Genomic DNA, 19716 nt, shown 5'->3' on the forward strand with positions numbered 1-19716 from the left:
ACCGCACGACAGGGTCTCAGAGGTCGGCCGCAGCGAAGCGGGTGTAGCCGACGGCGAGCACGACGGCGAGCCAGCAGGTGAGCACGAGGACACCGACCTCGGGAGCCGCGTACGTTGCTCCGTCGGTCCCGGCGCCGCCACCGGCGGCCGCCCCGGCGTCGCTCGCGAGGTCGGGCAAGAACGCGACGGCCGTCGAGAAGTACGCCGACGAGGGCGGCACCTGCGCGAGGAGGGCGAGCCAGTCGGGACTCTCGGCCGGGAGCGAGAAGCCCGAGACGACGTAGAGCACGCCCAGCGGGACGACGTCCCAGACCAGTTCGAAGACGACGAAGAAGCCGAGTGCGAGCGCCGTCGCCCGCGTCGTCGAGCCGGTCGTCGCCGAGAGACTCGTCACGATGGCCGCGTAGACGGCGGCGAACGCCAGCGTGACGAGGACGAAGACGGCCATCGGGACCGGCTCGAGGCGGCCGAGCAACAGCGCACCCACGCCGAGGCCGACGAGGAGACCGACGCCGAGACCGAACGCGAGGACGCTCGCCCGGCCGAGGACCGTCCCGAAGAAGACGTGGCGGCGGTTCGTCGGCAGCGAGAGCAGCAGTTTGATGCTCCCCAGCTCGCGCTCACCGGCGAGTGACTTCTGGCAGACGACGATGGCGGCGAGCGGGACGAACAGCCCGGTGAGTCCGACCGTGAAGAAGAGCAAGCCCCCGAGTGTCGGTGCGGCGGGACCGCCGAACAGCTCGGGAACCTCGACGTAGGCGTAGGTCGAGCCGACCGAGAGGAGGACGAACACCGCCACGAGCGCCCACAGCGCCCGCGACTGGACGGCGTCCCGGAAGTCCTTCTTCGCGACGGCGAGCCAGGTCATCGCGAGCCCTCCCCACCCGCCGTGTAGCGGACGAACAGGTCCTCGAGCGAGGACTCGACGACCGAGAAGTCCCGGATCGGGGCGACCTCCGCGTCGATGGCGTGTAAGACGGCGAACTTCGAGACGCCGTCGACGCGGACGCGGAGGTGGCCGTCCTCGAGTGCGGCCTCGGCGACACCCTCGAGCGCCGCGACCGGGCCGACCATCGCCTCCGAGAGGTCGTCGACGGCGACGTAGAGGGTCTCACCGGTCTCGCTCGCGTCGCGCAGGCCGTCGATCGAGTCGACGGCGACGAGGCGGCCACGGTCGACGATGGCGACCCGGTCACAGACCGCCTCGACCTGCTCCATGACGTGACTCGAGAAGAAGACGGTCGTCCCGCGGGCGTTCTCCTCGCGGATGATCTCGCGCATCTCGCGCGCGCCGTTCGGGTCGAGACCGGTCGACGGCTCGTCGAGGACGAGTAGGTCGGGATCACCGACGAGCGCCATCGCGAGGACGAGGCGCTGGGTCATCCCCTTCGAGTAGCCACCGGCCTTGCGGTCGGCGGCGTGGGCGATACCAACCCGCTCGAAGAGGGCGTCGAGGTCCGCCGTGGCCGCTTTGAGTTCGCAGACGAACTCGAGGTGCTGGCGGCCGGTGAGGCGGTCGTAGACGTGGTAGCCGTCGGGGAGGACACCCGTCCGGCGACGAACCGCCTCACCCTCGCGCTGGGCGTCGTAGCCGAGGACGGTCGCCGTCCCCGCCGTCGGCCGGATGAAGTCGAGCAGCACGTCGATCGTCGTCGACTTGCCCGCGCCGTTCGGCCCGAGAAAGCCGAATATCTCCCCCTCCTCGACGGTGAGGTCGAGACCGTCGACTGCGAGCACGTCGTCGTACCGTTTCGTCAGCCCCTCGAGTTCAATCGCCGCCATCGTCACCCCCCGCGTTCACCGGCTCGGCCGTGGTCGCTCCGTCTGGTCGCATACCCAGTGGAGACCGTCGCGTCGGGATAAGTCTTGTTGTTATTCCAACATTTTGACAGGGCGGCAACTCAAACGGATTTGAGGAGCGAGGTTCGCCTCACTCCTCGAGCGGCGTGGCCGCGCCGGATCCGTCGACGAGAACCGAGAGCGTCTCGCCCGCGAACGAGAGGTCGACGCGAACCTCGAGCGGCTCACTCGAGTGGGGCGTCGTCGAGAGCGCACCCGTCGAGAGCAGGCCGAGCAGTTCCCAGAGCGGGAGGTCGAAGAGCGAGACGCCGTGGTCCCAGAGAAAGCCGACGGCCCGCGGGTGGGAGACGGCGGCGACCTCGACGGGCAGGTGGACCTGGAGGTCGCACGTGCGACAGGTGTTGCGGTGGGTGTAGCGCGTCTGCCCCGCGTGGTCGTGGCGGTCCGCGGTGGTGTCGACTCGGCCGTAACACGCCGGGCAGACGCCGCCCCGGAGCAGGACGGACGAACTCCAGATGCGGGTGGCGGCGCTCTCGACGACCGCCTCGGGGGACCGCTCGCGGGTCTGACTCCGCGGGAAGTAATCGCTCAGAACCGGCGTCTCACACGCCTCACACCGGACGACGAACCGCTCGTCGGCGAGCGTCGCGACGAGCGACGCCGACCCACAGCCGAGACACACCCCCTTGAGCGCCCGCCCCTCGAACGCGGGCGCGCTCTCGTAGACGCCCGAACGAAGCACGCGGACGATCCGGTCACCCGCGTAGGTGAGCCGGTAGCCCGCCTCCGTCTCGGCGACGAACTGCCCGACGAGACGCTCGAGGTGGTAGGCGAACTGCGAGGAACTGTCGATATCGACCGCCTCGTACAGTTCGGTGAACGTCATCGCGTGGCCGTCGACCTCGAGTTCGCGCCCGCGCTCGGCGAGCGCGAGCAACACCTCGAGTCGGTAGGCGTTTCCGAGCGCGCCGATGGCGTCGACGACCGCGTCGTCGATCTCGTCCGTCGGGGTCATCGTCGCGGGTTCGTCCCGGTCCGGCTTAAGCCGTGTGTCAGCGCGAGCACCCCGTCCGCCCCGTTCGGACACCGAGAGTGCGTTTCGTAACTCCTTTACTGGCGCTCTGAGTAGCCTCGCGCATCCGGGCGATGGGGCCCGCCTGATCCAACCGCCGGTGGCAGACCCTCTCGAGTCACCGGCTGACGGTCCCTGGACTCACCAGCCATGTCCAGTGACCGACCCCACCCACTCGCCCGCCTCGAGACGCTCGCCCTGATCGCCATCGGCGGCTTCGCCGGGGCGAATCTGCGCTTTTTCACCCTCGGCGTCGTCCCCGACGTCGTCGCGATTACGGCCGTGAACGCCGTCGGCAGCCTCCTGCTCGGCCTGCTGGTCTACGAGGCGCGGATCACCGGCATCGTCGGCCGCCGCGCCCGACTGGTCTTTACGACGGGCTTTCTCTCCTCGCTGACGACCTACAGCGGGTTCGCCTTCCAGACCGCCATCGCGGGCGACCCGCGGGCGCTGCTCGCCATCGTCGCCGCCAACTACGCCCTCGGCTTCGCGGGCGTCCTCGCCGGACGCGCCCTCGCCCGCCGCCTCGGAGGTGAGCGCGCGTGAGCCTCTCGACACTCGCCCTCCTCGCGTTCGACCCCGAACCCGCCCACCTCGTCGGTACCGGCGGCGCACTCGGCGCGCTGGCTCGCCACTGGGTGTACAGTCACCTCTCGAGCGAGCGCTTCCCGGTGGCGACGCTCCTCGTCAACGTCGTCGGGAGTTTCGTCTTCGCGCTGGTGGCCTTCGGTGGGGCGAGCGAGTCGGCGCTCCAGTTCGTCGGCGTCGGTGCCTGCGGGGCGTTCACGACCTTCTCGACGTTCTCGGTCGACACCGTACAGCTGTGGGAACGCGGCGACAGACGGCTGGCAGTCGTGAACGCGGTCGGCAATCTGGTCGCCGCGCTCGCCGGGGTCGGACTGGCGTGGGCACTCGTCGGGACCGTCTGATAATATGACTGATAAGTGAAAGAGATATCGTTGAGATGTGAGGAGGTTCGCTGTTTCGCTGATCACTCTGCTAGCGGGAAAGAATCGGCACAACCCTAGCTTTTTCGGTGGGTAGGGGCCAGTTGGGGCAGAAGCTGTCCGAATGGATGGAATTCTCAGACGTTATTTCCCGATACGTTCTACAACAGGATCACGAAAGCTGAACGCGGCTCTTTACTTTCTGGTGGAAAGTATGAAGTGTAACAGTTGCGGAGAGACTACCATGGCGATATCTGAGTTCCTCACGCCCCGGGACGAAGTGAAGGAGGGGCAATTTCAGGGAGTTCTCCAGGCTCACAAGGTAGGTGAGTCCAGTCAGCGATTAGAGAACGACCCCCAGCAGTTGCTCTCAATGACGTACCCCTCGAATGCCCTCCGAAGTGCGTTTGAACACGTTGGGGACAAACTAAATGGGCGTGATAACCAGGGCGCAATCACCCTCTCTGGTCCGTACGGGGCCGGTAAATCGCACGGCCTGCTCGTTCTCTACCATCTGTTCAACGACCCCATCGTAGCCCAGGATTGGCTTGACCAATGGGACATTCCGATCAATCTCCCAGACTCCGCGAAGGCCTCAATCCTCTCGACGAGCAAGACCGACGCGGACCTGATTTGGGAGCCAATCTTCGACGACTTGGGTGGCCAGAATATACTCGACGATATTGAACGCTATCCTACGACGGATCACATCGAGGAGCTGATTTCAGGGGAGAATGCAGCGATTTTCTTCGACGAGATCGAGACTTGGTGGGAATCATTCGACAAACAAGAGGATGAGGAACTGCTGAACCGGAACGAGTTCTTCCTCCAGAACCTGCTCGAGGTGGCGAACGATCCTAAGGAGGGGCTGTTCGTCTTCACGACGCTGCTTGACAAAAGCCAGGACCTGAAGCGGATTCTCAACCGGACCAACCCCTACGCGGTCGACCTAAACGCGACCGGTGACCGGGAACGCATCATCCTTCACCGGCTCTTCGAGACACGGCGAAACGAAATCGACGAGCGTGCGGTCCGGGACGTTGTTCAGGAGTACATCGAGGGGTACGGTTACCCAATCGAACTCGAGGAGGAGAAACGCTACGAGAACCGGATGGTCGAGACGTATCCGTTCCATCCGGAGCTGCTCGACCTGCTCGACAGCCTCTACGAAGGTGGCCGTGAGCGACAGAACGTCCGGGGAGCAATGAACGTACTAGCGGAGACGGTTCGGAAGCGGTACGACGAGACCAGTCTCATCATCACGTCGGATATCGAGGCCGCGGCGTTCCGCGGCATCAACCAGACGTTGTTCAACCGCTACGTCTCCGACCAAGAGGCGATCGAGGATATTGACTTCGGCGACGAACTGCTGAAGACCATCCTCCTGTATACACTCGACGAACGTTCGCAGATGGCGTCAGTGACCGAGTGTCTGCTCGGGACGTACAAGCCCGGGAAGACGTCCATCTCGAAGTTGGATATGTCCTTGGGGAGCCTCTACGGGACCGCGCACTACCTGGACAGGGACGAGCAGCAGGAGCACTACTATATCACGGAGGACCCGAAGTTGACCGCGCTCGTCACACGCGAGCAAGAGCGGGTTCTGAGCCGGAACCGCGACTCCATCGAGGCGAAGCTCGCGGAGGTAGTCAAGGACGACGTCTGGAACGGTGAGATCTACATCTACCCCGATGACGTCCCAGACACGAACGAGATTTCCGTCGTGGTGACGCTCGACTATCTCTCGAACGGGGCACTCCAGGCGGAACTCGAGGAATTCTTCGAAAAACGGACCTACGCGAACACCGCGCTGTTCGTCACGCCGAACCAGAAGATCCGGGACGACAACGAGATTATCAACAAGGCCGCACGGGTGCTCGGTGCGGAGAATCTTCGCGGGAAGGTCGACGACGACAACGGCGAACTCGGGAGAATCATCCGCGACGAACGTCGCGAACTCCGGAACGAACTCCAGGACCGGTACGGGAGCTGGGTTAAGTGGAGCGAGGACCCCAAAGGTGGGCTCAGGATGCGGAAGAAGAGTATCACGGCCGACGTCCAGGACGTGAAGAGCAAGGTCGGGCGGGACAAGGCGTATGTCGGCGAGAAAATCATCGAGGAGGTTCGAGAGACAGACGGTGGTATCGCAATCGAGTCGATGCTGAACGACTTCCACCAATTCCGCCGGATGCCAGTGCTGCTCGACCGGAGCGTGTTCACCTCAGCGCTCGGTCAGCTCTACCGGGACGAGAAGATCGTGCTCGAGGGTGACCGTGGAAAGTTCTCCGCGAAGCAGAAGAATGATCGGCTCCCCGACCTCGGCGACCAGCTCACCATCCACCATCCGGACAATCTCGACGAGTCCGTCTACACGGAGCAGACGTCGGGAATCGAGAGTAGTGGCGGTGCGTCCACGACGACGAGCGAAGGGCAAACCACGATTACGGAGGGGCAGGAGAGCACGATGAGCACGACGACGACAGTCGTCGATGATGACGACGACACGGAGTCGACCGTCGCCACAGAGACGGAGACGAAGCACGTCACGCTCCAGGGGCCGAACGCACGGGTGCTCCGGAGTCACGCCGAAGCGCGGGTCAACGGAGATTCGGATACCGTGACGAGTATCGACCTGTCCTACGACGTGGACGAGCTTTCAAAGGAGGAGCTAATCGAGTTCGTCGAGAGCCTTCCATCTGGGAACCACATCGACGCAACGGTGGTGATAGAGCGTGAAGTTTAGGACTGAGGCGCTGACCGGGCTGGTCGAGGCGGACGACCCTGTTGAGAGCGTCTGGGAATCGATGTGGGGGATCTGGAGTCCACCTGCCGAGTCTGTGAGCGACCACTACGACCGCGAGACGCAGATGAAGACCTACGAGCGGTTGCTCGTTGACATCTATCAGGAGTTCTACGGCGACGTGCTTGCGGACCGGTGTGTCAACGAGGCGTCCATGACCGTGCCCGAGGATGGAACCTTCGTCGTGATGGACGCGATGAGCGTCCGCGAGGGAAGCTTGCTTGTCGGGTACCTCCAAGACGAGGGCTACGAGCCGTCGGTCGGGTACTCGTTCTCGACGGTTCCCTCGGAGACGACGCCGTACCGGGAGCGCATCGGTTATACAGACCTGAAGCGGGAGTACAAGCAGCGGGACGTAAAGGACGACGACCCGTCGCTGGACGGCGACGAGGACATCGTCTGGTGCCGGTTCCCCGACGCGCTGCTGGAAAACATCCAGGAGGGGAAGACGAAGCTCTCGACCATCGAGGAGATGTACGAGAAGACCGAGCGGACGTTCGGGCGCATCGTTGAGCAGCTCGACGCCGAGCGCATCGTCGTCGGGTCCGACCACGGCTACATCCGACTCGACTCCGGAAACACCTTCCCGGTCGGAGAGCAGAACAAGAAGCGGCTTCAGGAGACATTCAGCGGGCGCTTCGAGAGCGTCGCCGACGTGAACGCCGACGCTCTCGTTGAGGAGGGCCTCGTAGTCGAAGCCGACGGATACTACATGCCCATCGGAAGGTACACCTGGCCAGCACGGGGCAAGTACTCTACGTTCACTCATGGCGGCCTCAGCCTCACCGAATGCATCACACCGCGAATCGAATTCGAACTCTAATCCATGACCGAAGACGACATCGACAGACGGCCTATCGAGATTACGTTCCCTATCGAGCAAGTCAACGAGATTGCGGACAAGGAGGCTCACGCGAAGCGGTACTATCGCCCTGTCTACACCATGCACAAGTGGTGGGCACGACGACTCGGCTCGGTATTCCGGAGTATGCTAATCTACGCACTCGCTGATGAGGAGATAACAGTCGATGGAGACCGTCAGTCAAAGCTCCAAGACGACGAAGGACTCCCAGTTGTTGACTGGGAGAACCCAGATGCACTTTGGGAATACTATCTCGAAGATGTGGATTTAGGAGGGAAGACAATTCTCGATCCCTTCATGGGTGGCGGTACCAGCATCGTTGAATCGATTCGCCTCGGGTGCAACGCGATTGGTAGCGAACTCAATCCCGTTGCTTGGTTCGTGGTCAAGAAAGAGGTTGAACCCGTTGATTTGGACGAGATGGATACTGCTCTAAAATCCATTGAAGAGAATGTCGGGCAAGAGATTCAGGACTATTATCGGACTGACTGCCCACACTGTGGAGGGGATGACCACTGTGCGGACTCAATGTACTATTTTTGGGTCAATGAACTCCCCTGTCGAAACTGTGGTGAAAACGTTGCCTTATTCAAAGACTACAGAATTGCAAACGCACGATCCTCGAAGGACGATTACTATAATGTAGCTTGTCCCGAGTGCTTGCATGTCTTCCAAACCGACGATTACCGTACTGATACCACCTGCCCTGAGTGCTCGTGTGAGTACGTGCCGAATGAAGGGAACGTCCACAGAGGAACCTACACCTGCCCCCATTGTGACGAGCACCCCGAGATGTCCATTGTGGAAAGCGTGGACCGGTTTGGAAAACCAGAGCAAAGACTCTATGCTGTCGAATATTATTGTTGGGAAACAGACGAGAAAGGATATAAGTCCGCTACAGAATTCGATCGGGAACTGGTTAAAATGGCGAAAGAGGAACTTTCAGAGAAATCTGAGGACCTCCTAATACCAACCACTCAGAGATACCGAGGAAGTTCTGACCGGGCACGGAGGCACGGGTTTGAAACATACGACCAGATGTTCAACGACCGGCAACTACTCTGTCTCTCCAAACTTTTGGCTGAAATCGATAATCTTGATAATCAGAACATCAAGGAGTTCCTCCTTCTAGCATTTTCAAGTTCTCTCGCATACAACAATATGTTCTGTGAATATGATAAGCCATATAACAAATTAACAGGTATCTACAAACGGCACACAATTACTGCGAGACACACTCCCGTCGAAAACAACGTATGGGGTACAAAGTACGGTCGTGGTAGTTTCACAGGCGAATACAACAAGATGCGCGCTGGCAAGGAGTTCTGCCAGAACCCGTACGAGAAGTACGTCGAAGATGGGGAGACGAAGCAGCGAGACGGTGTCGGGAAAATCGAGGGTCACCTCGTCAACGACCCATCGGAGTTGGGGAAGGAAGGGAACGTGTTCCTCCGCTGTGGAACCTCCGAGTACCTCCCGATAGAGGATGATAGCGTGGATGCAGTCATCACAGATCCCCCGTACTTCGACAACGTGATGTACTCCGAGACGGCGGACTTCTACTACGTCTGGCTCAAGCAAATTCTCGAGGACGAGTACGAGCACTTCACCGCCGAACTCACGCCGAAGGCCAGCGAGGTGGTGAGTGACCCCGCCGGTGAGGATAGCGTCGATACGTACCGGGACGAAGACCACTTCGTCACGGGGCTGACGAACGTCTTCGACCAGGCGAACCAGAAGTTGAAGGACGACGGCATCATGGCCTTCACCTTCCACCACAAGGAGACCGAGGGATGGAGTACGGTCCTGAAGTCCGTTCTCGAGGCGGGGTTCTACGTCACTGCGCTCTACCCTATTCGCGGAGAGATGCGGGGCAGTACCCACATCTACGAGAAAGCCAACATCGAGTACGACATGATCGTCGTCTGCCGGAACCGGGAGGTGGACCCCGAGCCGGTGAGCTGGCGCTCCCTTGAAGACGACATCTACTTCCGGGCGAGCGACGAAATCAACCGCCTCGAGGAGAGCGGCTCCCGGCTCACCCAGGGCGACATCTTCGCAGTAACGATGGGCAAGTGTCTCGAAGTATTCTCGAAGCACTACCCGAACGTCACCCACGAGGGCAACCCGATGTCCGTCGACGACGCGCTGGAGACCATTCGCGACATCGTCGACGACCAATTGATGGCCGAGCGGGTTCAGATCATGAGCGACGAGATGGACGCCCTGAGCGCCGTCTATCTCACCTACGTGCTTGGTCGCGGGAGCACCGTCTCCTACAACGCGCTGAACAAGGACCTTCGACAGCGCGGCGTCGACGTCTCCGAACTCGTCCACGAGGGGCTGCTCAAACAGGATGGCGACTCGCTCCAAGTGCTGTCACCCAAGCAGCGCGCCGAGCGGATCGAGAGCAAGAAGAACCCGTTGGCCGTTGACAAGGCGCACTACCTCTACTACCTCCTCGAGACCGACGAACTCTCCCGAAAATTCGGGAAGTGGACCGACAAGGAGGCGATTGCCGCTCTCGGCCGACTGGCCGAGATCCACAACGACGACGATTACGCGGAGATTGCGGAGTACGTACACAAGAATTCCGATACCCAGGCCGAGATTGGTCGGTTCTTCTGACTGGGCCGTTGTAATACTGAGATTTAAGGCAGATAACGCATCACTTAATACCAGTTCAATGAACTTCGATATCGGATATCACGTTGTTGCTCGCGACGCACTCAACCAAGAGAACATGTTCGATGCCGAAATGAGTGTGGTCGAGTTCCTCCGTCAGGTAGAACAGATGGGTGAGATTCCCTATAACGTCACTGTGCATGGTCTCGACACCTATCTCCAAGGTGCTGAGAGCCCCGAAGAACTCTGTTCGTTCATCAACCGTATCTTCTCTGAAAGAGTGAATTTTCTGTTGAATAAGAACCCCATTGTTCAGTTCGTGGTTGACGATGTCGAGTTCTGGGACGAACCGGTCATTCCGAACGACGACGGGGACATCAACCTCAATATGATTTTCCAAGGTTCTCTGGAACCTGAGGGTCCAAGCTGGCACTACAGTCGACTCAATATCACGTCTTGAGAAGACATCCACAGAATTCGGGGAATTAATGCCAATCTGAACTTGCTACGGAGGTGACGCCAGGCGCTTTGCTGTTTCGGATTCATAGATATTTCTTGATGCTGAGATAGGTTCACGGTCTACTCTGCGGGCTCGAGAGCAACAGGCGACATTGAACGACTGCCAGTGATACTAACCTAGGAAACGGTAAAGGTCTCTGCTTCCAACGCCTCGGTCTACTCGGTTACCCCTCTCGATTTGTTCGGTATGTCGTACCTATCGAGGTAGGCCTTTTCCCTTCGTTGCTGCTCAAGCCCCTTGCCTACCCCCTTTTAACAGGACATCGCTGCTCGTTTTTTGAGCTGAACGACCACCTTTGGAGCAGGGGTAGTGACCACGGCAGAGATGAGTTAGCAGGGACAACACCCAGCCGTTCACACACATCCGACACGGTTTTGCCGGGGCGTGCGGAATCGAGAGACGAGAATGCTCGACCGGAACACCCTGCGCGACGACACCGACGAGGTGCGGGCGGCCCTCGAGAACCGGGGGACCGACGTCGACCTCGAGGCGGTGCTCGCGCTCGACGAGCAGTGGCGGGAGTTGAAGGCCGAAGGCGACGACCTCAGACGCCAGCGCAACGAGGTCAGCTCGCAGATCGGCCAGCTCAAAGCCGAGGGCGACGAGCAGGCCGCCCAGGAGGCCATCGAGGCCTCCGGCGCGCTCAAAGCCGACATCGAGCGCGTCGAGGCGGAGGCCGCCGCGCTCGAAGCGGACCTCGAGACGGCGCTGCTCGAGTTCCCGCAGGTGCCCCAGGAGAGCGTCCCCGTCGGCGCGGACGAGGGGGACAACGTCGAACACCGCCGCTGGGGCTTCGACGACCTCCGGGAGCTACCCGAGACGGTGGTCCCCCACTACGACCTCGGCGAGGACCTCGACATCATCGACGAGGCGCGGGCGGCGAAGACCACCGGCTCCGGCTTTTACTTCCTCAAGGGTGACGGCGCGCGACTCGAGCACGCGCTGATCCAGTTCATGCTCGACGTCCACCGCGAGCAGGGCTACGTCGACGTCTGTCCCCCGGTCCCGGTCAAGAGCGCGTCGATGCGCGGCACCGGCCAGTTGCCGAAGTTCGCCGACGACGCCTACCGGCTGGGCGGGAGCAACGAGGAAGCCTACACGGACGAGGACCTCTGGCTGTGTCCGACCGCCGAAGTGCCGGTGACCAACATGTACGCCGAGGAGATTCTGCTGCGCGAGGACCTCCCGCTGAAACACCAGGCCTACACCCCGAACTTCCGTCGCGAGGCGGGCGAACACGGCACCGAAACCAGGGGCATCGTCCGCGTCCACCAGTTCAACAAGGTCGAACTCGTCAACTTCGTCGAACCCGAGGAGAGCGACGACCGACTCGAGGGCTTACTCGAGGAGGCCGAAGCGGTCTTACGACGGCTCGGACTGCCCTACCGCATCCTCGAACTCTGTACCGGCGACCTGACGTTCGCGAGCGCGAAGACCTACGACATCGAGGTCTGGGCACCCGCCGACGACTTCGAGGACGGTCCCGAGGAGGGTGGGCGCTGGCTCGAGGTCTCGAGTGCGTCGAACTTCGAGGACTTTCAGGCCCGCCGGGCGGGCATCCGCTACCGCCGGGAACACCACGAGTCGGCCGAGTACCTCCACACGCTCAACGCCTCCGGTCTCGCCCTCCCGCGGGTGATGGTGGCGGTGCTCGAGTACTACCAGAACGAGGACGGGACCGTGACGGTTCCGGAGGCGCTCCGGCCGTACATGGGCGGCCAGGAGGTCATCGAGGGCCACGAGAAAGTCGGCGAGAGCGCACTCGGCGCGGGCGAGTAAGCCACTCGCGCGTCGGGTGAGCCAGCAGGCAGGGATTCTTCTCTCGAGCGGCCGTAGACCCCCCAATGGTCGAGGAGGACACAGACCGGAACGAGCGTGAGGCGGGCGAGGACGCCGATGGCGAGCGAGGCGGTCCGCTCGAGATTCGCTACGAGCGCCACGAACGCGTCCGGCGGCTGCTCGATACGATCCGGTTCTGTCTCGAGGAGTTCTCGCTCGCGAGCGACGAGTCGGCGGGGAAGCCGCCGGGAATGTACGTCGCAGTGGTCTCGGGGCACTCGATCGCGGCGTTCGCCGATCCGATCCGTAACGAGCGCTGGCCGGTCGAGCAGTGTTCGGAGGTGCTCGGCGACCTCGACGCGTTCTGTGCGGCGGCCTCGGAAGTGGCGCGGTCTCGAGACGGCGCGGTCGTCGTCAGCGTCGACGGCGTGATCCAGGCGCAGATGGTCCGGTTCAGAGACTTCCCTCGAGCGCAAGCGGGTGAGGCGTCGCCGTACGCCGACTGGATGGGGACGCGCCACATGAGCGCGCTCGACACCTCGAGACGCGAGTCGGTCGTCGCGACGGTGACGCTGAGCCAGGAGACGGGCCGGGTGACGGTGTTCGAAGACGGGAGCTACGACTCGGTCGAACCCGAGACGTTCGCGACGCGGTGGATCGATACGACGGGCGGCGACCAGTAAACGGTCGTGACACGTGGACCGACACGGCGGTCTCGTTCGACGATCACGCGGGTCGGATCGGGCGGTGTCTACGCACCGCAGACGCTCCGGTGCGCTCCGCCTGGACTCGGCCAAAGCGCTAGCCTCCGCTCTCCTCTCTCTCTCAGCAGACCGGCCAGCCACCGCGGGGGTGGGACTGAAAGGGGCCGGTTCCGTCGGGGACGGCGGGCGACGCAAGCACGTGCGAGCGGAGCGAGCACGCGCGCAGCGAGCCCCCCGACTCGACGGGACCGGGGGCTTTCGTCGTCGTTGTGGTCGGCGACGAGGGCTCAGTGTCGTCTCCCACCGGCGGCGACCTTTAGGCGTTCGCGCCAGTATCGAGAGCCATGGTCACGACACTCACTGCCGAGCGGCTCGCGGAGATGCTCGACACCGGCGAGGCGTTCGCCCTCCTCGACACCCGCACCGAAGAGAGCTTCGAGGCCTGGCACATCTCGGGGGCGAGAAACGTCCCCTTCGGTCCCGAGGCAGACCTCGACGGGGACCTCGAGCGCGTCCGGGAGGCGATCGGTGACGCGGAGCGGGTGGTCACCATCTGCGCGAAGGGCATCTCGTCTGCGAACCTCGCGACGCAACTCGAGTCGGCGACCGACGAGTACGAGGTCTACGCCGTCGAGGGCGGGATGAAAGACTGGAGCGGCGTCTACGACCACGTCGACGCCGACGTCGACCACGTCAGGGTGGTGCAGGTCCAGCGGCGCGCGAAGGGCTGTCTCGGCTACGTCGTCGGCGACGAGACGGGCGAGGCGGTCGTGATCGATCCGACCGACGACACCGACGAGTTCGAACTGGCGGCCATCGAGCGCGGCCTGCGCATCGTCGGCGTGATCGACACGCACGTCCACGCCGACCACATCTCGGGCGGGAGACGCCTCGCCGACCGTCTCGAGGTGCCCTACTATCTCGGCGAGCGCGCGGCCGAGCGCGGTGTGGAGGTCGCGTTCACCCCACTCGCGCGAAACGAGGTGCTCGAGGTCGGCGACCTCGCGGTGAAGGCGCTGTTCACCCCCGGCCACACGAGCGAGATGCTCACCCTGCTCGTCGACGACCGGGCGCTGTTCACGGCGGACACCCTCCACGCGAACTCGGTCGGCCGGACGGAACTCGAGTTCGGCGAGGACGCGGGCGAGCGCGGGGCGCGACTGCTCTACGAGTCGCTCCACGGAACGGTGCTCAGCCAGCCGGAGCGTCTCGTGGTCTTCCCCGGCCACGTCGGCGTCTCGGCCGACGGCGAGTTCGCCGACGGCGCACCGGGCGAGGAGATTTCGACCCGGGTTCGCGACGCCAGAACCGGTCTCGAGGTGCTCGGACTCGAGGAAGAGGCGTTCGTCGAGCGTCTGGCCGACGCGGGGGAGAAGCCCGCGAACTACGAGGCGATCATCGAGGTGAACCTCGGGGCCGAACGGCGGCCACCGGAAGAGCGCGTCGAACTCGAGCTGGGACCGAACAACTGCTCGGCCTGAGACGGTGTGGAGGAGACGGGCGACTCGCGAGGACGGGAGAGCGGAGAGTTCAGACGGGGTCGAGGCGGATAATCTGGTTCTCGCCTTCCGGCGGTGCGGTCGGGTCGCCCCAGATTTCGCGGATCTCGACGAGGAGGAACAGTTCGCCGTTTGGTCCCTCCTCGGCGTGGCGGATGCGGGTCCACTCCTCTTCGAACAGGCGGTGGGTGGTCGCCTGGTAGCGGCTGTCGAGCCAGTCGTCGTCGTAGTTGGTGCCGTTGGGGTAGTGCGGACGGTTCGCACCCGCAGGATAGAGCGAGAGGGCGAACAGCGTCTGTGAGCGGAGACCGCCGATGAACGCGCGGTTCTGGAACTCGGGGATGGCGTCGCTCGTGTAGAACGTCGCACCCGAGGGTGCCCAGGTGTCCTCGCCGTCGTTAGTGCCGGTGTTGACGACGGGGGCGGCGTACTCGTCGTGGGCCGCGTAGGAATCCCAGTCGGGGTCGGCCGGGCCGCCGCGGGCCTCGCTCCAGCCGTAGTTCGACCCGGCACAGAGGACGTGAATCTCGTCGCGGGCGGTCGGACCGTGTTCGATCAGGACCGCCTCGCCGTCGGGCGTGAACGCGAGCCCCTGCGGGTTGCGGTGGCCGTAGGTGTAGACGCGTGGGTCGGCGTCGGGTCCGATGTCGGGGTTGTCAGACGGCACCTCGCCGTCGAGCGTGATCCGGATCACCGTCCCCGCGAGCGAGCCGGGGTCCTGTGCGGCCGGGATGTCGGTCGCCTCGTAGTCGGCGGCGCCGTCGCCGGCGAGGATCCAGAGGTGGCCGTCGGGACCGATCTCGATGCGCCCGCCGTTGTGGATCTCCTCGCCCGGAATGCCGTCGATGACCGTCGTCTGCGTCCCGGTGTCGAGGTTGATGCGGTCGACGCGGTTCTCGATGTCGGCTCCGTCGACGGTGTAGTAGACGAAGATCTCGCGCGGTGAGGGGTAGGACGGATGGGCGGCGATACCCAGCGTGCCGCCCTCGCCGGCGGTGTTCAGCGGTGGGAAGTTGCCCTGGTCGAGGACGACCTCCGCCTGGTGTGGCGGAATTCCCGCGCCGTTGACGAGGTCGTCGGTGTCGATGCGCCGAATGCGGCCGGGGCGTTCGGTGAAGAAGGCGTCGTCGCCCGCGAAGGTGAGGTCCCACGGGTAGTCGAGACCGGTCATCACCTGGGTGGCGCTCACCGAGGCGTCGAGTGGCGAGCCGTCGGCTGGCCGCCAGCCGGAATCGCGCGGGTTGGCGAATCGGTCGGCGTTCGTTGTGGTCTGTCCATCGGTGTGTGTGTTCGCTCCCACGAGACCGACCGAGCCAGCGAGCGCCGCGCCGGCGGCCGTCGCGAGGAGTTTGCGTCTACTGAGTGGTGTCATGGCGTCCCTCCGTGTGTCGTCTGATCGTCCGTCCGTGCGGTCGGTGTGCGTCGGTTCGACTGCGCCGTCATCTCAGAGTCCCTCGAACAGTGCGATCACGTCCGCGAAGCCAACGGATCCGTTACCGCTGAAGTCGAACGCGTCGACGTTGTCGGTCACCGCTGGTTCACCGAGATGCTCGAAGAAGACCACGACGTCGTTGAAGCCGACGTTTCCGTCACCGGTGATGTCCTCGTGGAGACCGTCACCGGTCAGGTCCTGAGCCGTGTAGCCGTTCAGGTCGATGCCGTCGCTCGGACCGGTGTCCGTATCCGCACCGGGGTCGGCCTCGCCGTCCTGCCAGACGAGCAGCGGGTACTCGTCGGTGGTCTCCCAGGTGTCGCCGAAGACGAAGCCAGAGAGCGCCGCGTCGGCGTTCGAGCCAGTCATCCCGCTGCTCTCGAGACCGGTGCCGGCGTCGGAACTGTGCTGACCGGTCGCCGAGCGGTCCCAGTAGACGTCGGTGACGCTACCCGCGACGTGGTCGCCGATGGCACCGCCGGTGTCGACGCCGCCGTCGACGGATCCGGTCGCGTACGAGCGCGAGACGGTGCAGTGGTTCTCGCCGACCAGACCGCCGACTCGTTCGTCACCGCTGACCTCGCCGCCCGCCCAGGTGTCGGTGACCGGGCCACAGCTGTTGAAGCCGACGAGACCACCGACAGCACTCGAGCCCTCGACGTCGGTGAGCGCGGCCGATTCGGTGACCGGGCCGTCGGCGACGCCGACGAGACCGCCGACGTCGTCTGTGCCGGAGACGGTGCCGCTGGCCGAGGCTGCGTGGACCTCACCGGCGTTGAAGCCGACGAGCGCGCCGACCATCGCACCGCCGCGAACGTCGGCGTCTGCGAGGTGGACAGCCTCGACGACGCCGCCGTCGACGACGCCGAAGAGACCGACGTGGTCGTCGTTCTCGGCGTGAATCGTCAGCCCGGCGATGGTGTGGCCGTTGCCGTCGAAGCTCCCGGTGAAGGGGGCGGTCGCGTCACCGATCGGTTCGAAGCCGGCGACGCCCGACGCGTCGATGTCGCCAGCGAGTTCGTAGTGTGCCGAGCGGTCCTGTTCGATCTGCTGTACGTCTGCTGCGCTGGTGAGTACGTACGGATCGTCTGCGGTCCCCGCGCCCTCGAGACCGTCGACGGTCTCTGCTGGCACGACCTCGTCTGCGACACCGAGTCCCCAGGCGGACCCGGCGACGACGAGGAGTGCGGCGGCCGCGACCAGTACGCGAACGTATCGTGTCATCGGTTCGTTCCACATTGCACGTCTGCAAAGAGATAAATAAAAACTTTGTCAGCAGTAATATACAATCGGCCGCCAGTATCGGAGAACTCGAATCTGTCTCGAGGGACGAGCGGCCAGTTACACGATAGCTGGAAGCGCCACCGGCGGTCCGTCTCACCGGGTGTAGGTCTCGAGCGCCGCGAGGGCGTCTCCCTCGAGCGTGAACACGTCGGCGAACCCGAAGAGACGCTCGCCGTCGCCGTCGAGGAGTCGCCCGCGGGCGAGCGCGCGCTCGCCGCCCGCGTCCGCGAAGACTTCCCGAACCTCGTGGCTCGTGTCCGTCAGCGGGCGCTCCTCGCGCATGAACCGGACGAAGGCGTCCCGGCCCTCGAAGGTCCGGTCGGGGCGGCGCTGGGTGAACTCGGGTGCGAGTATCGAGGCGAGTGACTCGTAGTCGTGGCCGTCGAGCGCCCGGTAGTAGTCGGCGACGAGCGCCGCCGGGTCCGTCCCATCGGGGCCGTCAGGTCGATCTCGTGCGTCTGCCATGTGCCCCCGTTCGGACGCCCCGTACAGATAGCCTGTGGTCACTCGAGCGTGTGGACAGGGCCACTCTATCAGTTGTCTAACAGAAACGCGCTTCAGCGAAGCGTTTTGTCTGCTGTCGTCGAGCGATCACTATGACGACACGCGAACCGTCGGTCGCCGCAACCGACCTCGAGACGCTGACAGCGGCGGGACGAGAACTGGTCACCGTCGACGGGAGAGCCATCGCGCTCTTCTACCACGACGGCGAGATCCGTGCGGTCGACAACCGGTGTCCACACATGGGCTTTCCGCTCCACGAGGGGAGCGTCGACGACGGCATCCTGACCTGCCACTGGCACCACGCCCGGTTCGAACTCTCCTGTGGGAACACCTTCGACCCGTGGGCCGACGACGTCGAGACCTACCCGGTCGCCGTCCGCGACGGCACCGTCTACGTCGACCCCCACCCCGTACGTGAGGCGTCCCCCGCCGAACGCTGGGCGGCACGCCTCGAGACCGGACTCGAGGAGAACCTCCGACTGGTGCTCGCGAAGGCGTCGATCGGTCTGTTAGACGCCGGCGTCGACTACCGCGACCCCGTGGCGACGGCCCTCGAGTTCGGAACCCGCTACCGGGACGCAGGCTGGGGACCCGGTCTGACGATCCTCGGCTGTCTGGCGAACGTCCTCGAGGCGCTCGAGGCAGAGGATCGAAAGCGGGCGCTCTACACCGGCGTTCGCCACGTCGCGAGCGACTGTGCGGACGAGCCACCACGCTTCGAGCAGCCTTCGTTCGCCACCGAAGCAGTCCCGTTCGAGCGCCTGAAAGGCTGGTTCCGCGACTGCATCGAGGTGCGCGACCGCGACGGCGCAGAGCGGTGTCTGCGGACGGCCGTGGCCGCGGGCTACACCGAAGCCGAGGTCGCCGAACTCGTCGTCGCGGGCGCGACCGACCACCCCTACCTCAGCGACGGCCACGTCCTCGACTTCGCGAACAAGGCGTTCGAGACGGTGGGCCACGTCGGCTGGGAGACCGCCGAGGACGCGCTGGCGAGTACGGTCGAGCCGATGCGAACCGCCGCCCGCAGCGACGAGCGCTCGGCCTGGCGGCAGCCGACCGACCTCGTGGCCCTGCTCGAGGAGGTCTACGGCGGCGATGTCTCGGAAACGAGCGGACTCGAGGCGCTCGCCGAAGCGGGGGCAGGTCGGGAGTGGACCGAACCCACGGCCCTCCAGGAGACGCTCCTCGGCGACGACCCCGAGCGGATCGTCGAGGCGCTCACGGACGCGATCCGCGCCGGGGCGACGAGCGACCAGCTCGCGGGAGCGGTCACGCGCGCGGCGACCGCCCGCGTCGCCCACTTCGGCACCGCCAACGAGTTCGGCGACTGGAACACCGTCCACCACACGCTCAGCTACGCCACCGCCGTGCGCGCCTTCGCCCGCCGGACGGACGCACTCGAGGTCTATCGGGGCGTCTTCGACGCCGCGATGAGCGTCTACCTCGACCGCTTTCTCAACACCCCACCCGCGCCCGTCCCGGCCCCCGGCGAGGTCGGCCTCGAGACCGACCCCGACGCCGCACTCGAGTCGCTGCTCGAGGTGTTCGACGAGGAAGGCGGCGTCAGCCGGGCCGGTGAACTCGTCTGTGCCTTCCTCGACGGCGGCGGCGACCTCGCGGCGCTGAAACGTACGCTCGGCCACGCCTTGCTCCGCGAAGATGCGGGCTTTCACACCCTCCAGAACGTCGAGGCCGCGTTCCGGACGGCCGACCTCGAGCGCGAACGCGGCGACGACGCCGCGGCTCGCCTCGCGATGGTCGCGACCGCCCGCTACATGGCCGCACACTTCCCGACGCGCCGCGAGAGCGAGCAGACGTTCGCCATCGCCGCGCGGCTCAACCGGGGGGAAGCGATCCACGAGGAGTGAGCGCCCCTCTCGAGAGTGCG

The 19716-nt window shown here is 64.3% G+C and carries 16 protein-coding genes; 10 read left to right on the forward strand and 6 right to left on the reverse strand.

What is annotated here, in order from left to right; all coding sequences use genetic code 11:
- Positions 1 to 16 precede the first annotated feature (16 nt).
- From N0B15_RS17060 to N0B15_RS17070, 3 genes are all read right to left on the reverse strand, one after another.
- The gene (locus N0B15_RS17060) at positions 17 to 868 is read right to left on the reverse strand and encodes an ABC transporter permease subunit (RefSeq protein WP_263020915.1); all 852 of its coding nucleotides are present in this window, start codon (positions 866 to 868) and stop codon (positions 17 to 19) included.
- Positions 865 to 1782: an ABC transporter ATP-binding protein gene (locus N0B15_RS17065; RefSeq protein WP_263020916.1), complete on the reverse strand. Its 918-nt coding sequence runs from the start codon at positions 1780 to 1782 to the stop codon at positions 865 to 867. The genes N0B15_RS17060 and N0B15_RS17065 overlap by 4 nt, the downstream gene beginning before the upstream one ends.
- Before the next feature lie 148 nt (positions 1783 to 1930).
- Positions 1931 to 2815, reverse strand: a complete 885-nt coding sequence (locus N0B15_RS17070; protein ID WP_263020917.1) for a DUF7351 domain-containing protein — start codon at positions 2813 to 2815, stop codon at positions 1931 to 1933.
- A gap of 207 nt (positions 2816 to 3022) precedes the next feature.
- Between N0B15_RS17070 and N0B15_RS17075 the strand changes: the two genes are divergently transcribed.
- The 9 genes from N0B15_RS17075 to N0B15_RS17115 all read left to right on the forward strand — a co-directional run bounded on the left by N0B15_RS17075 (position 3023) and on the right by N0B15_RS17115 (position 14590).
- Entirely contained in the window at positions 3023 to 3418 is a 396-nt protein-coding gene (locus N0B15_RS17075) for a fluoride efflux transporter FluC (protein ID WP_263020918.1), read from the forward strand.
- The gene (gene crcB, locus N0B15_RS17080; RefSeq protein ID WP_263020919.1) at positions 3415 to 3801 is read left to right on the forward strand and encodes a fluoride efflux transporter CrcB; all 387 of its coding nucleotides are present in this window, start codon (positions 3415 to 3417) and stop codon (positions 3799 to 3801) included. The genes N0B15_RS17075 and crcB overlap by 4 nt, the downstream gene beginning before the upstream one ends.
- Positions 3802 to 4063: 262 nt before the next feature.
- A complete protein-coding gene (locus N0B15_RS17085; RefSeq protein WP_263020920.1) occupies positions 4064 to 6562 on the forward strand; it encodes a DUF499 domain-containing protein in 2499 nt (832 codons plus the stop codon).
- The gene (locus N0B15_RS17090) at positions 6552 to 7442 is read left to right on the forward strand and encodes a PglZ domain-containing protein (protein ID WP_263020921.1); all 891 of its coding nucleotides are present in this window, start codon (positions 6552 to 6554) and stop codon (positions 7440 to 7442) included. Before N0B15_RS17085 ends, N0B15_RS17090 begins: the two co-directional genes overlap by 11 nt.
- A 3-nt stretch (positions 7443 to 7445) precedes the next feature.
- Entirely contained in the window at positions 7446 to 10109 is a 2664-nt protein-coding gene (locus N0B15_RS17095) for a DUF1156 domain-containing protein (protein ID WP_263020922.1), read from the forward strand.
- 58 nt (positions 10110 to 10167) lie between these two features.
- The gene (locus N0B15_RS17100) at positions 10168 to 10566 is read left to right on the forward strand and encodes a DUF8076 family protein (RefSeq protein WP_263020923.1); all 399 of its coding nucleotides are present in this window, start codon (positions 10168 to 10170) and stop codon (positions 10564 to 10566) included.
- A gap of 465 nt (positions 10567 to 11031) precedes the next feature.
- Entirely contained in the window at positions 11032 to 12405 is a 1374-nt protein-coding gene (serS, locus tag N0B15_RS17105) for a serine--tRNA ligase (RefSeq protein WP_263020924.1), read from the forward strand.
- A 65-nt stretch (positions 12406 to 12470) separates the two neighbouring features.
- Positions 12471 to 13088 carry a DNA integrity scanning protein DisA nucleotide-binding domain protein gene (locus N0B15_RS17110; RefSeq protein ID WP_263020925.1) on the forward strand — a complete coding sequence of 206 codons (618 nt, stop codon included), beginning with the start codon at positions 12471 to 12473 and terminating at the stop codon, positions 13086 to 13088.
- Positions 13089 to 13453: 365 nt separating this feature from the next.
- A complete protein-coding gene (locus tag N0B15_RS17115) occupies positions 13454 to 14590 on the forward strand; it encodes an MBL fold metallo-hydrolase (protein ID WP_263020926.1) in 1137 nt (378 codons plus the stop codon).
- A 49-nt stretch (positions 14591 to 14639) separates the two neighbouring features.
- Here N0B15_RS17115 and N0B15_RS17120 read toward each other — a convergent pair whose 3' ends face one another.
- The 3 genes from N0B15_RS17120 to N0B15_RS17130 all read right to left on the reverse strand — a co-directional run bounded on the left by N0B15_RS17120 (position 14640) and on the right by N0B15_RS17130 (position 17789).
- Positions 14640 to 15980 (reverse strand): PQQ-dependent sugar dehydrogenase, encoded by a 1341-nt coding sequence (locus tag N0B15_RS17120; RefSeq protein WP_263020927.1) that lies wholly within the window; start codon positions 15978 to 15980, stop codon positions 14640 to 14642.
- A 72-nt stretch (positions 15981 to 16052) separates the two neighbouring features.
- Positions 16053 to 17264, reverse strand: a complete 1212-nt coding sequence (locus N0B15_RS17125; RefSeq protein ID WP_263020928.1) for a GLUG motif-containing protein — start codon at positions 17262 to 17264, stop codon at positions 16053 to 16055.
- Positions 17265 to 17417: 153 nt separating this feature from the next.
- Positions 17418 to 17789, reverse strand: coding sequence for a nuclear transport factor 2 family protein (locus tag N0B15_RS17130; RefSeq protein ID WP_263020929.1), 372 nt, complete (start codon positions 17787 to 17789; stop codon positions 17418 to 17420).
- 131 nt (positions 17790 to 17920) lie between these two features.
- Here N0B15_RS17130 and N0B15_RS17135 point away from each other — a divergent pair, with 131 nt between their 5' ends.
- Positions 17921 to 19696 (forward strand): Rieske (2Fe-2S) protein, encoded by a 1776-nt coding sequence (locus tag N0B15_RS17135; protein ID WP_263020930.1) that lies wholly within the window; start codon positions 17921 to 17923, stop codon positions 19694 to 19696.
- The last annotated feature ends 20 nt before the right edge of the window (positions 19697 to 19716 follow it).

The organism is Natronobiforma cellulositropha (genome assembly GCF_025629245.1).
Classification (GTDB): domain Archaea; phylum Halobacteriota; class Halobacteria; order Halobacteriales; family Natrialbaceae; genus Natronobiforma; species Natronobiforma cellulositropha.

Excerpts from the sequence above, each read along its gene's own strand:
- N0B15_RS17085 (WP_263020920.1), top strand. The coding sequence starts at position 4,064 with ATGGCGATATCTGAGTTCCTCACGCCCCGGGACGAAGTGAAGGAGGGG.
- N0B15_RS17110 (WP_263020925.1), top strand. The coding sequence starts at position 12,471 with ATGGTCGAGGAGGACACAGACCGGAACGAGCGTGAGGCGGGCGAGGAC.
- N0B15_RS17100 (WP_263020923.1), top strand. The coding sequence starts at position 10,168 with ATGAACTTCGATATCGGATATCACGTTGTTGCTCGCGACGCACTCAAC.
- N0B15_RS17095 (WP_263020922.1), top strand. The coding sequence starts at position 7,446 with ATGACCGAAGACGACATCGACAGACGGCCTATCGAGATTACGTTCCCT.
- N0B15_RS17070 (WP_263020917.1), bottom strand. The coding sequence starts at position 2,815 with ATGACCCCGACGGACGAGATCGACGACGCGGTCGTCGACGCCATCGGC.
- N0B15_RS17135 (WP_263020930.1), top strand. The coding sequence starts at position 17,921 with ATGACGACACGCGAACCGTCGGTCGCCGCAACCGACCTCGAGACGCTG.
- N0B15_RS17065 (WP_263020916.1), bottom strand. The coding sequence starts at position 1,782 with ATGGCGGCGATTGAACTCGAGGGGCTGACGAAACGGTACGACGACGTG.
- N0B15_RS17125 (WP_263020928.1), bottom strand. The coding sequence starts at position 17,264 with ATGACACGATACGTTCGCGTACTGGTCGCGGCCGCCGCACTCCTCGTC.
- serS (WP_263020924.1), top strand. The coding sequence starts at position 11,032 with ATGCTCGACCGGAACACCCTGCGCGACGACACCGACGAGGTGCGGGCG.
- N0B15_RS17060 (WP_263020915.1), bottom strand. The coding sequence starts at position 868 with ATGACCTGGCTCGCCGTCGCGAAGAAGGACTTCCGGGACGCCGTCCAG.
- N0B15_RS17120 (WP_263020927.1), bottom strand. The coding sequence starts at position 15,980 with ATGACACCACTCAGTAGACGCAAACTCCTCGCGACGGCCGCCGGCGCG.
- N0B15_RS17075 (WP_263020918.1), top strand. The coding sequence starts at position 3,023 with ATGTCCAGTGACCGACCCCACCCACTCGCCCGCCTCGAGACGCTCGCC.
- N0B15_RS17115 (WP_263020926.1), top strand. The coding sequence starts at position 13,454 with ATGGTCACGACACTCACTGCCGAGCGGCTCGCGGAGATGCTCGACACC.
- N0B15_RS17130 (WP_263020929.1), bottom strand. The coding sequence starts at position 17,789 with ATGGCAGACGCACGAGATCGACCTGACGGCCCCGATGGGACGGACCCG.